A 15967-nucleotide genomic window follows, 5' to 3' on the forward strand; every position below is an offset into this window, starting at 1 on the left:
CCTTATAACCCCAATACCATACACGTGCTCTTTAAGAGCATGTCATATACCTCGGAGATAGCATGACTAGCTATAAAGTTTTAGACGTAAACGATGATTTACCAGTGCGTACCAAAGGTCCTGTCCACAGTGGTAAAGTTCGTTCAGTTTATTGGTTAACAGACGAAGATAGCGCGCGTTTGATCAGTGAAAAAGGCTACCAAGTGCCAAAAGGTACTGAGCTGGCTATTATGATTATTTCTGATCGTATCTCTGCATTCGATTGTATTTGGCAAGGTGAAAATGGTTTAAATGGTGTGCCTGGTAAAGGCATTGCTTTGAACAGTGTTGCCTCTCATTGGTTTAAATTATTTGATAAGGCTGGTCTGGCAGGAAATCATATTGTTGATATTCCGCACCCATATATTTGGATAGTACGCAAAGCGAGCACTGTAAAAGTGGAAGCCATTGCTCGTCAATATATTACTGGCAGCATGTGGCGCGATTACAGTAAAGGTGTGCGTAACTTTTGTGGTTTAGAGTTACCAGAAGGGCTTGTTGCAAATCAAAAGCTTGATGAGGTATTAATTACACCTTCAACAAAAGGTATTATTACTGGTGTTACCGATATACCTGAAGTCGATGACGTGAACATCACACGTGAAAATATTATTAACAACCTTGGTGTGTTTAACTTTAAATCGCCAGAAGATGTAGCCAAATATGAAAAGCTATTAGTTGAAGGCTTTAGCTTAATCAGTGACGAATTAGCAAAACTGGACCAAATTTTTGTCGATACAAAATTTGAGTTTGGTTATGTTGAAGATTTAAATGGCACAAATAAGCTTATATATATTGATGAAGTGGGCACGCCAGATTCGTCACGTATTTGGGATGAAGCAGCGTACCGTGATGGTAAAATTGTAGAAAACTCGAAAGAAGGTTTCCGTCAATTATTAATCAACAATGTTCCAGATAGCGATGTGCTACTTAATAAAGACCGCATGCCGGAGCGCGAACAACTAGCGAAAGATTATGTGTTACCAGAATCAGTTATGTTAGCTGTATCTGACACGTATGTTGGTATTGCAAGTAAAATTGTAGGTCACGATATAACTATTCCTGCCGATCCTCGCGCTGAAGTCATTGCGATACTGGATGAGCAATACGGACTGGTTTCCCATTCTTAGTCATTAGTTTTCAAGTTAACAGAATCAAAAGCCCAAAATTTAGCTATAATTTATAGTGATTGGGCTTTTATTCTTGCATTTAGGGCCTGTCTTTAATTAACTTAGGTTAAAACGAACTCAAGGTATATATTAGTGATGATAAAACAAGGAATCGCCAAATGACATGGCAACTAGTAATCACTAAATACATATTAGGTGTTGCCGGGCTTTTATTTGCGAATAACGTATTTGCAGCTAACCTAACACTTAATTTTGTTGATCAGTATGGCGCTCCTCTGAGCAATACAGTGGTTGAGCATGTAAATGCAAACAGCGTTACGACACAAGATAATTTATCTATTCTTGAAATGGATCAAGTGGATAAGCAATTTTCACCGGTTTTATTAATTGCCCAACAAGGTCAACAAGTTAATTTTCCTAATAGCGATAATATTCGCCATCATGTTTATTCATTTTCACCAACAAAGCCCTTTCAATTAAAGCTTTATTCAGGACAACCTGAAAAGCCAATTACATTTGATAATGAAGGTATTGTTGTTTTAGGCTGTAATATCCATGATTCAATGGTTGGGTATATCTATGTGTCAAAAAATAAGCATGTTTACCAAAGTGACGAACAAGGTCGTATCGAACTTAAAAATGTGACATTACCTGTTCAATTAAGCGCATGGAATCCTTTACAAAAAGCGACGCTTGAAGAGAAAAAAATTATTTCATTAGCGATAAACACACCGAATAATATACAACTTAGCTTGCAAACAGCAGATCCTGCACCGCGCAACACGTTTGGTAATAAGTTTAAGGGTCGCAATGACTAATAGCTTAAAAAATCGCATCATTATTTTATGTGTTGGCTTGGTGCTGCTAACAACAATGGTTAGCCTATTTAGTTTTTGGTGGTCAACCAGCGAATTTAATGAAAAAAAGGTCACACAGGATATTAATGTCGCTGAAAATGTTTATAAGCAATACTTAAGCGCTAAACAAAGCTTATTGCTCACCGCAGCAAAAGTATTGACCTCTGATTTTGGTTTTAAACAAGCAGTAGCCACTCGCGATGCTGATACTATTAGTAGTGTATTATATAACCACAGCCAGCGTATTAATGCAGATTTAATGCTACTACTTGATTTATCGGGTAAGTTAATTTCATCAAATACCCCGCAGCAGAATTTTAGCAATGATTTAGTACAGTTAATGAGTGAGTTATTAAACAACTCAGAACAGTCTAATTTTGTTGTATTAAATAATGAGCTTTACCAAGTGATTTTACTACCCGTTAAGGCGCCGCGCACCGTAGCATATAGCTTGGTGGGTTTTAAAATTGATGAAAGTGTTGTGCTGGAGCTTAAAAACTTAACCGGTTTAGATGTTAGTTTTATTGCCAAAGGAGATGATTTAGTACGAAGCTCCTTATTAGAGCGACCAGTTCCATTTATACCAACAGAGTACTTCCATAAAAAAACCACCTCACGTATTTTTGGCGAGCAGCTTGTATATCGCAATCGCGATCTTTCTCTACCGTCACTTAACCAGCATTCAGTGAATGTGATGCTCAGTGCTGATCTAACACAAAGCTACAGTGAATTTGAGCGACTATTTTTTACATTAATGTTTTTGGCCGCAATTACGATAGTAATAGGTATTTTCACCAGTAGCTTACTTGCAAAAAATTTGACTATGCCGTTATCGCAGTTAGCCAGTTTAGCGCGTCAATTTGCGCGCGGTAATTATAGCGTTGATGCGATGAGTAAAAAGCAAAGTAGTGAAATTTCAACACTCATTGATGCATTTAAAAACATGGGTAACGATATTCAAGAGCGTGAGCAGCAAATTAGTTTTGCAGCTAAACATGATACCCTTACAGGCTTTTATAATCGTTCAGCAATGCTAGAAGTACTCAATGAGCAGTTAAATAAAGATCGAGAATATACACTGGTGGCTATCGATATCCGCGGCTTGCGTCATATCAACGATAAGTTAGGCCCCCGCATTGGTGATGATTGCTTAAAAGCAGTTGCAGGTCGTATAGCTGAGTTTTCTGATGAGTTTGGTGGCTTGCATGCACGTATTGGTGGTGATGAGTTTTTAACTGTATTTCCAAGTGATGGTAGCCAGAACTTTAAAAATGATATTGTAGGTTTAATGGCGCAGTTACAGGCTTGCTACACCATTCAGAAATTAAAAATTAACCTGCGTTTTAGTACCGGAGTTGTGCAATATCCTGCTCAAGGCCTAAAAGCGGATGACTTAATTCGTCGCGTATTAATCGCTGTTGATAACGGTGAAAATGCCCATGAGAGTATTCATTATTATCAAGCGGGTGAAGATGAGGAGCATCTAGAGCGCTTAGTAATGATTGATGAGCTTAAGCAGGCTATCGCAGATGACGACGGCCAATTATTTATGACTTACCAGCCTAAATTAAATATTGCTTCACAAAAAATTGATAAAGTTGAATCTTTGATCCGTTGGCAGCAAAAAGATGGCCGTTGGATTTCGCCGGAGCTATTTATTGATTTAGCTGAGCAGTCAGGTTTGATAGTCGAGCTGACCGAGTGGGTTATAAAAACGGTGATTAAGCAGGTTGAACAATGGCAGAAAAATGGCATTTATATGCAAGCTGCAATTAACGTTTCAGCGCAAGATATTGCATACCCTGGATTTCATTCTAATTTAGTGAGCACATTAAAAAATTATTCGGTCGCGCCTGCCTTGATCACAATAGAGCTGACTGAGCGCGATATGATCGAAAATGAAGAGAAAGGCATTCAAGCGCTTGAAAATCTTAAAGCAATAGGGGTGAAAATTTCACTCGATGATTATGGTGTAGGACAGACATCGCTGGGGCGCTTGAAAATGTTACCTATCGACGAGCTTAAACTGGATAAGTGCTTTATTTTAAAACTTGATGAATCAGAAAAAGATCAATTTATTGTAGAATCCACGATCACGCTTGGCCACCAGTTAGGGTTTTCAGTTGTTGCAGAAGGGGTGGAAACTGCAGGGTCACTTGAGTTGTTAAAAAGTATGAAATGCGATCATGTGCAAGGGTATTATTTGAGCCGACCTTTAAAAGCGGATGTTTTTGAACAATGGTTAAAAGAGTATAACAATGAGCATGCTTAAGTTTTTTTTGGGATTTATTGCTTGTTTATTACCATTTAGTAACTTTGCAGGGCAAGGGAAATTATTAGCAACGCCTGGCGTATCGCAAGTTGAAGGTAGTGCGGGTGGAGGTTTAGTCCCTTGGGCGCAATTAGCAGGTTATGCAACAGACGATGAGTTTGCAATCAATGGGTTTTGCAGTCGCGCAGACGTAAGTGATTATACCCTTGATGTTTGTGGTGCGCAGATCAATTTGTTTAATCGTGTTGAATTCAGTTATGCAGAGCAACACTTTGATGTGCCAGCATTAAACACAAAAATAGAGCAGTCAATCACCGGTGCTAAAATCCGTTTATACGGCGATATAGTGTATAGCCAATGGCCACAATTAAGTTTAGGCGTGCAACATAAATCACTACGCGATGGCGCCGTAGCAACACTTGTCGGCGCAGAAAAAACAAGCGGTACAGACATTTACCTTGCAGCAAGTAAGCTTCATTTAGGCGCTTTGGCGGGCTACAACTGGTTTTGGAATATGACTACGCGCTACAGTGATGCGAATCAGTTAGGGTTGCTTGGCTATGGTGGCGCTAATAGTCGTCAAAAATTATTATTTGAAGGCAGTACGGCTATCTTCTTAAGCCGTGATATTGCAGTAGGTATTGAATATCGCCAAAAATCAAACAATTTAGGTTTGGGTGAAGAAGATTGGCGTGATGTATTTGTCGCTTGGATGCCTAATAAGTATGTCAGCGTTACGGCTGCTTGGCTCGACTTGGGCAGTATAGCTGGCGAAGATGATCAAACGGGTTGGTATTTATCAGTAACAGGGTATTGGTAATGAAAAGCACACTAATAATAGTCGCGTTATTGCTGATGCTGGGGGGCTGTAAATCCACTGGTGGTCCAACGTTGTATCAGCAGCTAGATGGTAAAGCAGGAATTGAAAGGTTAATTGATAGCTTTATTAATCAGATTGCGCGCGATGAGAAAATAATTCACTATTTTGAAGATGCAAACATCACGCATTTTCGTGATGGGTTTATTAACCACTTATGCGCTTTAACTGACGGGCCTTGTGAATACATCGGCGATGACATGGTCGCGATTCATACTGGTATGAATATTAATGAGACTGACTTCAATCATGTTGTTGAGTTGCTTATTAATGCGATGAATGAACTGAATATCAATCATACAGTGCAAAATAAAGTGTTAGCAAAAATGGCTCCATTACGAGCTGAGATTATTGAAATTTAAACAGTGCTTTATCGATTGCTGTTAGTTTAGGTTATCAAAAGAGTTTTAAAGTGAAAAATATGTCGGAAAGTAAAAAGAATAGAGAAAATAAAGCGCCAATCAGTGTTTTCATCGTCACATTGAATGAAGCTGAACATATTGAAAATACACTTAAAAGTGTCAGCGAATGTGCTGAAGTTATTGTTATTGATTCAGGCAGTACTGATGGCACGGTTGAGATAGCTACAGAGCTAGGTGCAAAGGTAATTTACCATCCATGGGAGGGTTATGCGAAGCAAAAGCAAATAGCGATGGAGCATTGTAGCTTTGATTGGGTTTTGAATTTAGATGGTGATGAAGAACTAACGCCTTCTGCATTACAGGTCTTATGTAATGCTATGGAGGAAGATAAATATACCGCAGTGCGTTTAAAACGTATTGATCGCTTTATTAATAAGTTTCCAACTGGTTGGGTTAAAAAGCCAAATAATGTCAGGTTCTACAAAAAAAGTGATGCATGTTTTAACGCCAAAAAATTGGTTCATGAAAGTGCCACTGTAGAAGGTAAAGAGCTTTATGCTAAAGAGTATTTTTTACATTATGGTTATAACGATATCGACACCTTAACAGCCAAAAATAATACCTACTCAACCTTAAGAGCAAAAGAAAAAATTATACAAGGTAAGCGCTATTCTATTTTGAAATTATTGCTTGTTTTTCCTATTACATTTATTAAAGAGTATATATTCTGTCGATTTTTTCTGTTTGGTAATCGAGGGTTTATAAAATCAATGATGACCGCTCATTATGCTTTTTTGAAAGAAGCAAAGTTATATGAACAAAATAAAAAGCAAAAAAAATAAACCTATTTTTGGTTTGTTTGTATTTTTAGCATTATTACCCGCTGATATTGTCAGTAAATATTGTAGGCAGCAACATATAAAGTATGAAAAATTTAGTAACCGCCACGTGGTTAAATGAACATCTAACCGACCCTAAACTCGTTATTTTTGATGCAGGAATGGTGCGTCCTGGTTTACCTGGGCAATATCAGCCTCACGCTAAGCTACCCAATGCTTTGCGCTTTGATTTTAAAAAGCAGTTAGCGGATTTATCCAGCGGCTTATCGCATACTATGTGTAGTCCTGAGCAGTTTACCGAGCAAATGCAATTGCTGGGTGTTGATAATGATTCACTTGTTGTTATTTATGAAGATGGCGGACTATTTAGTGCCGCGCGTGGCTGGTGGATGTTTAAAGCAATGGGCTTTGACAACGTTAAGGTTCTCAGTGGCGGTTTAGCTAAATGGCAATCACTCGGTTACCTCACTCAAGTTGAATACAGCCAAAATCACCACAAGGGTAACTTTAAAGCAAGAGCGCGTGTAGGGTACTTTATCGATACAGCAGCCGTGTTTAATGGTATTGATGACGATGATGTACTTTTGCTTGATGCACGAAGCTATAAGCGTTTCACTGGCGAAATGGCAGAGCCTCGCGAAGGTATGCGCAGTGGGCATATTCCTAATAGTTGTTCATTACCGTTTGCAGCATTACTCAATGACGGGGAAGCTAAGCCACTGACACAAATAAAAGCGGCGTTTGAGACGGTAATAGATGGTCAAAGTATCTTACAGTTTAGTTGTGGGTCGGGCGTAACAGCGTGCATATTGGCATTGTTTGCTGATGAATGTGGCTACGAAAACTTACATGTATACGACGGTTCATGGAGTGAGTGGGGCAGCCGTGATGAGTTGCCTATCGAAACCGGCTCTAGCCCAGCACGTTAAAGTGCAAACCCGTAGTGTTGCCAGTAATCAATGGCTTTGTTATTGAGAGGCTGGCGTACTTGTACTTTACTTGCCGTTGCTGACGGGCTGTGTTGTTTGTAAAAATCTAAACATTGTTCTTGCCACGTTAAATCACAAAATGCATAAACCTGCTGCGTGCTTGCAATCGGATTAGTTACGAGTTCTTCGTACTTTATAGTGATTACATTATCAGGGTATTTATTTGTAAAGTGCTCAATCAAATCACCGCAGTCTTCATAAAAGTTCTTTATATTATTTAAGTTATAGCTGTAGTGATGAAAGGGACTTGCTGGATTATAAAGTTGGCGAAAATTAGCAATACAGCTGTCTTTTTCCCCGCGTTGCATACAAATAATTTTAGCACTAGGAAAGGCTGCTAAAATTAAATCAATATAATAAAAATTGAATGGCTGTTTATCGCAGCTACGTAGCTGTGGATCCACTAGTTGCGTAATACGCTGTTGATATTGAGCCAATTGTGTTGTTAGTTCGCTATTTTTATACACGGCATTGATTACGCTACTATTTAACAGCTGAGTATTATTGCCTTGGCAAAGCTGGGCAATGTCATTGAGTTCACCCACCCCTTGTACGTGTGTTGACTGGTTTATTATTTTCTCCATCAAAGTAGTGCCGGAGCGCGGCATACCCACAATAAACAATGGTGCAAAATTGTTGTGATTTATTTGCGGCCTATAATCATCACTTAAAGCGATAAGCTGCCTACAAAATTCACGATGGGCTTGTGCGTTATATTTAACATTTTGATAGATAAGTTTTTTACTTGTATTAAAGTGAGTAAAGGCCTGCTTATAATCAGTGCAATGTTCATAATTAAGTGCAATTGCGTGGTGCAAAAATTGCTGCTGTATCGGGGTTTTAGCGTACTCGGTTAAACCTAAAAGCAGTTGTAAATGCTGCTTAGCCTGTTGGTTATCGTTAAGTTCGGCCAGTGAATAGTGAGCCTGAAAATGCTGCGGGTGTTGTTTTATAAGTGAATGCAGTAGCTGTACTGCATCATTAAATTGCCCCATTATTTTATACGCTACAGCTAAGTTATAGCTCATCTGTGGATTTGTAGGAGCATGTTGATGAGCCTGCAGTTGCCATTCTAACGCGAGTTGATAGTGCCCTAAACGAGTTAGTACATTGGCAATTAAATCGCACTCAATAGCATTAAACTGTGTGTGCTTTACTGCTTTATTAATCGCTTGTTGCGCATCTAACAGCTTGCCACTGAGTACCGCTAATTTTGCCAAGTGAGCAAAGTATAATGGCATTGGATCAATGCTAATCGCTTTATTGAGTAGTTTATGTGCCTTGCTATTATCGTTTGCAGCAATGTTTATTTGCGCGAGTAAAAAATAACTAAAGTGATCATTCGGTGTGTTGTTAATATTACTGACCAGTAATAAATGCGCGTCGTTAAGCTTGCCATGGTTAATAGCGTGCTCAATTTGTTGTTGTAGGTTTTTTTGAGCGGATGTTAATTGCATAGTAATAAGCATAAAAGCCTTGGCGTAAAACACCAAGGCTTTTTTAGTTTACAAAGAGCTGTTATTACAGTTCAAAGTTATACGTAAACTTCATACCAATAGTACGAGGTGTTGTGGTGTAGTGACCATACACACGTTGTAATTTAGGCAGTTCTTTGTTTAGCTCTTCATACTTAGTCATGCCAGCCCATGATTTATCACGGCGTACCGAGGTAAACGCGTACTTATCGAATAAGTTATCAACATAGAGAGTGGCTGACCACATATCACCGGTTAACTTGGCTGATAAGTTACTCAGTGCATAACCTGAAAGTGTTTCGCCATAAGCTTTTAAGCCGACTTTAGTGATCACATCACTTTGCGCGGTCATACCGTAGTTAATGCTTAGCAATTTATCATCGAGTACATCTTGCTCGTAACGTAGGCCAAATGAAAACTGATGCTCAGGCGCGCCTGGTAAACGGTCGCCATCAGAGCCATCGTAATATGTTTGATACTGTGCGTATTCATCGTCCAGTACACCTAATAACCCAGGAGCATCTTCAGTTAACTGTGCCTTTGCATAAGCATAAGTGGCGTAGGCAGTCCAGTTATCAGCAATCATAGCGCGAGATGAAATTTCCACGCCCTTTGAGTTAGCTGTAGCTGCATTTGAGGTGATTAGCTCTTGACCATTTACGGTTGCAGTACCTACTTGTGCGTCTTTCCAGTCAACGTTAAATAGCGCCGCATTAAAGTGTAAGCGATTTTTAAACCAGCTTGATTTAAAACCTAGCTCATAGTTTACTGTGGTATCGGGTTCATAACCAATTTCATTTGGAAGAGCACAGACTATTTGCTGTTCAGGTAATATATCTGGGCAAGGTGCTAGACCGTTGCCACCGCCAATTCTAAAGCCTTCACTTACGGTAAAATAAGCAAGTACACCAGAATTAAATGTGTAATTAGCATTAAATTTAAATAAGTTACCGTTATCACTGGCGCTCGTATTCACCATTGTAAGTTGATCTAATGATGAAAAATCACCTGAGTACAACGGTGTTGCTGAGCCAGATGTTGTTGATACATCATACTCGTAAAAACGCGCGCCAAGTGTCACGTTAAATTGCTCGGTAAAGGCATACCCTACCTCACCAAATAAAGCTTGTTCAGTGATCTCAGAGTCACTGACTAAAATATACTCGAGATCTTGTTGCAGATTAGGAATATCATCGCCCCAAAACTCAGTTAAACCGGGTGTGTATTCGCGATCGTCTGAGTGAGTTTCAAGTTTGTTGTAATAACCACCGACAATCCAGTTAAAAGCGCTATCAGAGTTAGACACTAAACGAATTTCTTGAGTGAAACTATCACGTTTTGACGTATCCAAAGTTTGCGCTACAAACGCAGGGAAATCAGCATAACCACTCCAAATATCGTAAAGCAAATCAGTTTGGTCACGTTGCCCAGATTGCTCATAGCTTGACCAGCCTGATGCCGACACAAGTTCAGCAAAGCCTAAATCAGCTTTGATCTCTAAACTTAATAAATCGTTTTCTTCTTCACCTGGCTCAAGAATACGCGCGGCATTTTCATATTGACCAATCATACCGTGTAATGGGTTGGTATCGCTTAGTGAATTATATTGCGATGTTGAATTGCCACCGTTTTCTTGCTTTTGATAAAAGTAGTTAAGCGTTGCTTCAACTGCTTCGTTAGCTTGCCAACGCAGTGATACACGACCAGTAGTGATTTGCTCATCATTTACGTCACTAACACGGCGTAAGTTGGCGTTTACATCTTGCTGATTGGTAAAATCTGGATTTGGGTTTGATACACCGGGGTTTTGCACCACGTAGTTATAATCGATATAACCTGGGTTAGTGTAATGATTTACACTGGCGCGAATAGCCAACACATCCTCAATTAAAGGCGTATTGAATACCAAGCCAAACTCACCGCCCGTACCGTCACTTTCATTTAATGCAAATATATCACCGGTTACTTGGCCTTCTGTAATATCAAGCTCAGGCTGCTTTAATAAGTAACGAATAGCGCCACCTAATGTACCAGCACCATACAAAGTGCCTTGCGGGCCAATAAGTACTTCAACACGATCAACATCAGTTAAACGTAAATCAATATTAAGTGGAATTTCGCCCACATAAGTAGCAACAGTACCGCCGTCAGAAATACGATCAGAGGTATTGGTATTTAAGCCGCGGACAATAATCGGTGAGCCTTCACGCCCGCCTTGATCAGAAATAGTTAAACCGGGCACCCAACGCGCTATATCTTCAAGATCACCAATGTTTTGATCTTTGATCACATCGCCATCAAGAGCGGTAATATTAAGGGGGGCTTCTTGCACTGAACCCGCACGACGCGTTGCAGTTACTTGAATAGTTTCGATTGCTTTATCTGCTTGAATTGCTGATTCAGCAGCTGATAGTGGTTGGCTATTAAATAAAATGGCAGAAACGGCAGAGGCAAGTAACGCAGGTCTAAAGGCAGTCATGTTCATTTTCCGAATAAGTTACAGTATATTTATGCTTAAAAAGTAGCCTAAACCACTTTGTAAGGCGCAATTAAGTAAATTCTTAGTGAATTTATATCCAATTGTAATGTATTTTTATTCTGATAGTCATGCGTTATTTGCAATATTATTTAAATTATTTGAATAACTATTTACTGTTTTCGGTACGGACAATTTTTACAGTTGTTTTTGCAGCAGTTGCCGCGCTTTAAAAAAAACCAACGACTGAATACCATATAGCCGTTTTGCATCTCATAATCGAGGCGTTCAATTAAATTAGCATTACTTTGAAAGGGCTTAGCAAAAGCGACTTGTTCTTTAAGGGGGCGCTGATACAGCGTGTTTAAAAATGTATTAATTTTTTCCAAAGTACACACTTGGCATAAACAGCTGGTGGTTGTGCTATCAAGCGGTAAAATAGCAGGCAGCTCATTGCACCAACAGGCATTGATATTATCAACATTGCAGGTGAGAGTAGCTTGGCATTGCGAACAGGCTAAAGTAGTCATTCAATATTCATTTAAGCTTTAATAATTATCATCTATAGAATAACAGATAAACACATATGAACAGAGCACAAGCCTTAGCAGAATTTACCACCTTTGGTAAACACAAAGACGAAGCCATCGGCATTATTGTTTCATCACTAGCAGATGATCAAAGCCTAGCCTACATATTAACGCTCGAAGCCGTACTCGATGTGCTCACTCGATGCCTTGCCGGCGAGATAGATTTAGACGATCTTGAGCTGTGGGCCAATGTTATTGAATCAAGAACCGACATAGACCACAGCGCTGTCGAAGGCGCAATTTATGCCCTAAGCAACAGCGAACAAATGGGTGAGCTCGATAATAGTAAAATTGAGAGATTGGTTGAGTTGTTGAAAATTTAGCCGTCAGCCGTCAGCCGTCAGCCGTCAGTTTAGAGATAAAATATAAACCGTGCTTGACTTAACAAGCATGGTTTATATTTTTGAGCTTACAGCTTACAGCTTACAGCTTACAGCTTACAGCTATTACTTATGATATCCCAAGCAGGTTTCTACTTCGTTTTTAGAACCTAAAATAACGGCTACACGCTGGTGAATGGCGTCTGGTTGAATATCCATGATGCGCTCAGTGCCTGTTGATGCAATGCCGCCAGCTTGTTCGATAAGCATGGCCATTGGGTTTGCTTCATAAAGTAAGCGTAGTTTATTTGGTTTGTTTGGATCCTTAGTGTCGGTAGGATAAGTAAATAATCCACCACGACATAAAACACGATGCACATCACCTACCATGGCTGCAATCCAACGCATGTTGAAGTTACGAGCGCGTGGGCCTGTTTCGCCAGCCATTAAGTCATCAATGTAACTTTGCATAGCTGGTTGCCAATGGCGTTGGTTTGATGCGTTAATAGCGTATTCGTTGGTGTCTTCAGGTACTTGTGCAAAATCTTGAGTAAGTAAAAATGTGCCGTGCGTTTTATCAAGGGTGAAAAAACGTGTACCTTTACCGGTTGTTAGCGCAAGAGTAGTGCATGGGCCATATAAAACATAACCCGCCGCAACTTGATTTTTACCCGGCTGCATAAAGATGCTCTGATCTGCTGCATCTGAACCTTCAGGTGCTTTCATGATAGAGAAGATAGTACCGACTAATGAGTTGATATCGGTATTTGATGAGCCGTCAAGCGGGTCGAATGCGACGATATATTCAGCGTCAGGGTTACCCGCAACGGTGTAATCTTCTTCTTCAGAGGCAATCGCTTTTACGTAGCCTGATTCCAGTAATATGTCTTTGAGGAGCTGGTTGGTTACTACATCAAGTTTTTTTTGTGTTTCGCCTTGAATGTTTTCATCAAGTGTTGAACCGAGTACGCCTGAAAGTGCACCTTGGCCAACACGAAAAGAAATTTCTTTACATGCAGCTAAAATGGTTCGGATCAAAGAAATTAATTCTCTTGGGCAACCGTCTTCAAGTAAAACCGGTGGAAGTCTACGCATTCTATTTTCCTGATAACGTTATGGGCTGTAATAATCTTTTTATGTGAGAGCGACTATGACAGCAAGCGCTGAATTTCGTCTTAAATAACTGTATTTTAGATGTAACATCCTATACTGGAAGTACCCATACAATCTTAAAACGCGAATAACAAAGATAAGATTATGCAAAAAATACCATTGATACGTTACATACTCTTTACTGTGTTGCTAACTATGATAACCCAAGCGCACGCAGCAATTAAGTCTATAAATGATTTTACTGAACAAATGAATCATTTTCCGGGCTATTTCTCTTTTTACTACGATAATGAAAACGGTAAAATTTACTTAAAAGTAGATAAACTGAAACAGCAATTTTTACTACAGCAAAGCTTACCTTACGGTGTTGGCTCTAACGATATCGGCCTGGACCGAGGCCAACTTGGCAATACATATTTAGTGCAGTTTGAGCGCTTTGGCGACAAAGTGATGCTCAGAGCAATCAATACTTATTATCGTGCAAATACCACAAATAAAGCTGAACAAAAAAGTATAAAAGAAGCGTTTGCATCAAGTATTTTAGCGGGTTTTAAAGTTGTTGCACAAAACCCACAAGCCGTATTGATTGATTACACTCCTTATTTATTGAGTGATGTACATGGTGTAAGCCGAACACTCGCTGCGCGTAAACAAGGTAACTTTAGTTTAGACGAAAATCGCAGTGCTGTGCTTGTTGAACGTTCAAAAGCGTTTGTTAAAAACACTGAGCTTGAGGCTGTACTCACTTTTAAAGGCTCTCAACCGGGGGAGTTTATACGTCAAGTAAGTGCCGACCCTTATGCATTAACTGTGCATATGCATCATTCATTAATTCAATTACCTGATGATAATTACACACCGCGTAAATTTCACCCTCAATCAGGGTATTGGAGTATTGAACACAAAGACTATGCAGCGCCTTTGAGCGAGTCAATGCTGGTACGGTATATACCGCGTCATCGTCTTAGTAAAAAAGATCCCTCATTACCGATAAGCGATCCTGTTGAGCCGATTACTTATTATTTAGATCCAGGTGTTCCTGAGCCAGTAAAAACCGCTTTATTAGACGGTGCTAAGTGGTGGGATGATGCGTTTGCTCAAGCGGGTTATAAAAATGCTTTTATTGTAAAAGTGTTACCAGATGATGCGGATCCGATGGATATTCGCTACAACGTTATTCAATGGGTACATCGTGCTACACGCGGATGGTCTTATGGAAGCTCAGTAATTGATCCTCGCACCGGGGAAATTTTAAAAGGCCATGTAACGCTTGGCTCGTTACGCGTTCGTCAAGATATATTAATAGCAGAAGCCTTAGCAGCGCCTTACTTAGAGGGTAACGAAGTTGCTAAAACCCTACAAGCAATGGCTTTAGATCGTATTCGCCAGCTTAGCGCTCATGAAATTGGTCATACCCTTGGTATAGCCCATAACTTTTCAGCATCAGTGGCCGATCGCGCATCAGTGATGGATTACCCACACCCATTATTAAGCTTTACAGATAAAGGTGAGCTTGATGTTAGTCGTGGTTATGCACATGGTATGGGGCAGTGGGACACGCAAGTTATAAAGTATGGTTACAGTGATTTCACTAATCTTGATGAAGACGCTGAACTTGCTGCTATTTTGGCTGATAATAAAGCCAAGGGGCTTGAGTTTATTTCTGATACCGATGCGCGTGCAAAAGGCGGTGCTCACCCAACAGCACACCTTTGGGATAATGGGGCATCGCCAAGTGATGAGTTAACGCGTGTACTGGCTGTGCGAAAACTCGCTTTGGCTAATTTTGGTATTAAAAATATTAAAACGGGCGTGTCGATTTCACAGTTAGAAGAAATGTTAGTGCCACTTTATTTATTTCATCGTTATCAAGTTGAGTCTGCGGTTAAATTAATTGCAGGTGTTGATTATGACTATGAAGTACGGGGTGATACCGCGATAAAAGGTGCGCAAGTTGTTGAAAAACGAACTCAGCAGCTTGCTCTAACAGCTATCTTTGAAACATTACATGCAGATAATTTAGTGTTGCCTGAGTCTATTTTAGCGCTGATCCCACCAAAGGCGTATGGTGAGTCTAAAAATCGAGAAAGCATTGTAGGTCGCACGGGATTAACGCTTGATGCCATGGCACTTCCTGAAGTGGCGGCGCAACATAGCTTATCTTTATTGCTTAATAGCCAGCGTTTAAACCGTTTGGCGCAACAACAAGTGCGCAGTGATGCATTTTTTAGTCTGGATGAATTACTTGCAAAAGTGTATCAGCAAGTGTTTTTAATTCAGAGTAAAAAAGGCATGGCAGGTAAAATTGACCAGCGAGTACAACTTCTTACTGCCAAACAGTTCGCTGACTTAGTGGCCAGTGATAAAGTAGCGCCAGAAGTGCAAGCTCAGCTGCGTTATTACTTAGTAAAATTGAATAAAGTCTACCAGCAGGATTCACTACTAAGCAGTGCCAGTGTAGGCGATAGTGCGTTTAAACAGTATTTAGCTGATCAAATAAGTCAATTTTTAAAAACAGGGCAATGGCCTGAAAACTTTAAAGCATTACCAATTCCACCGGGTTCACCTATTTAAATGTAGGCGCGGGTTTATCCCGCGCACTTGAGGCACCCATGCGCGATGTAAAAT

Annotated in this window: 13 protein-coding genes; 9 read left to right on the plus strand and 4 right to left on the minus strand. The window is 39.9% G+C overall.

All coding sequences use genetic code 11. The annotated features are described in order from the left end of the window. The first annotated feature begins 62 nt into the window (after positions 1-62). The 7 genes from ADS77_RS19360 (at position 63) to ADS77_RS19390 (ending at position 7305) form a co-directional block, all read left to right on the plus strand. The gene (locus ADS77_RS19360) at positions 63-1169 is read left to right on the plus strand and encodes a phosphoribosylaminoimidazolesuccinocarboxamide synthase (RefSeq protein WP_054203020.1); all 1107 of its coding nucleotides are present in this window, start codon (positions 63-65) and stop codon (positions 1167-1169) included. A gap of 158 nt (positions 1170-1327) precedes the next feature. Further along, complete coding sequence (locus ADS77_RS19365; RefSeq protein ID WP_054455887.1) at positions 1328-1987, plus strand: methylamine utilization protein; 660 nt, start codon at positions 1328-1330, stop codon at positions 1985-1987. Beyond that, positions 1980-4298, plus strand: a complete 2319-nt coding sequence (locus ADS77_RS19370) for an EAL domain-containing protein (protein ID WP_054455888.1) — start codon at positions 1980-1982, stop codon at positions 4296-4298. Before ADS77_RS19365 ends, ADS77_RS19370 begins: the two co-directional genes overlap by 8 nt. After that, the gene (locus ADS77_RS19375) at positions 4291-5118 is read left to right on the plus strand and encodes a DUF3034 family protein (protein WP_152960643.1); all 828 of its coding nucleotides are present in this window, start codon (positions 4291-4293) and stop codon (positions 5116-5118) included. The genes ADS77_RS19370 and ADS77_RS19375 overlap by 8 nt, the downstream gene beginning before the upstream one ends. Next, positions 5118-5537, plus strand: a complete 420-nt coding sequence (locus ADS77_RS19380; protein WP_054203024.1) for a group I truncated hemoglobin — start codon at positions 5118-5120, stop codon at positions 5535-5537. Before ADS77_RS19375 ends, ADS77_RS19380 begins: the two co-directional genes overlap by 1 nt. 59 nt (positions 5538-5596) lie before the next feature. Beyond that, complete coding sequence (locus ADS77_RS19385) at positions 5597-6379, plus strand: glycosyltransferase family 2 protein (RefSeq protein WP_054455890.1); 783 nt, start codon at positions 5597-5599, stop codon at positions 6377-6379. An 83-nt stretch (positions 6380-6462) separates the two neighbouring features. Next, entirely contained in the window at positions 6463-7305 is an 843-nt protein-coding gene (locus ADS77_RS19390) for a sulfurtransferase (protein WP_054455891.1), read from the plus strand. Here the strand turns inward: ADS77_RS19390 and ADS77_RS19395 are convergent. The 3 genes from ADS77_RS19395 to ADS77_RS19405 all read right to left on the minus strand — a co-directional run bounded on the left by ADS77_RS19395 (position 7302) and on the right by ADS77_RS19405 (position 11846). Next, the gene (locus ADS77_RS19395) at positions 7302-8822 is read right to left on the minus strand and encodes a tetratricopeptide repeat-containing sulfotransferase family protein (RefSeq protein WP_235575815.1); all 1521 of its coding nucleotides are present in this window, start codon (positions 8820-8822) and stop codon (positions 7302-7304) included. The genes ADS77_RS19390 and ADS77_RS19395 overlap by 4 nt on opposite strands. Positions 8823-8886: 64 nt before the next feature. Continuing rightward, positions 8887-11319 carry a TonB-dependent receptor gene (locus ADS77_RS19400; protein WP_054455895.1) on the minus strand — a complete coding sequence of 811 codons (2433 nt, stop codon included), beginning with the start codon at positions 11317-11319 and terminating at the stop codon, positions 8887-8889. A gap of 170 nt (positions 11320-11489) precedes the next feature. Continuing rightward, positions 11490-11846, minus strand: a complete 357-nt coding sequence (locus ADS77_RS19405) for a DUF5522 domain-containing protein (RefSeq protein ID WP_054203029.1) — start codon at positions 11844-11846, stop codon at positions 11490-11492. A 56-nt stretch (positions 11847-11902) separates the two neighbouring features. Between ADS77_RS19405 and ADS77_RS19410 the strand changes: the two genes are divergently transcribed. Then, positions 11903-12229, plus strand: a complete 327-nt coding sequence (locus ADS77_RS19410) for a hypothetical protein (RefSeq protein WP_054455897.1) — start codon at positions 11903-11905, stop codon at positions 12227-12229. 123 nt (positions 12230-12352) lie between these two features. Here the strand turns inward: ADS77_RS19410 and ADS77_RS19415 are convergent, their stop codons facing one another. Next, entirely contained in the window at positions 12353-13321 is a 969-nt protein-coding gene (locus ADS77_RS19415) for a class 1 fructose-bisphosphatase (RefSeq protein WP_054203031.1), read from the minus strand. A 162-nt stretch (positions 13322-13483) separates the two neighbouring features. Between ADS77_RS19415 and ADS77_RS19420 the strand changes: the two genes are divergently transcribed. Beyond that, a complete protein-coding gene (locus tag ADS77_RS19420; RefSeq protein WP_054455899.1) occupies positions 13484-15913 on the plus strand; it encodes a zinc-dependent metalloprotease in 2430 nt (809 codons plus the stop codon). Positions 15914-15967 lie beyond the last annotated feature (54 nt).

Source organism: Pseudoalteromonas porphyrae, assembly GCF_001298125.1.
GTDB classification, from domain to species: domain Bacteria; phylum Pseudomonadota; class Gammaproteobacteria; order Enterobacterales; family Alteromonadaceae; genus Pseudoalteromonas; species Pseudoalteromonas neustonica.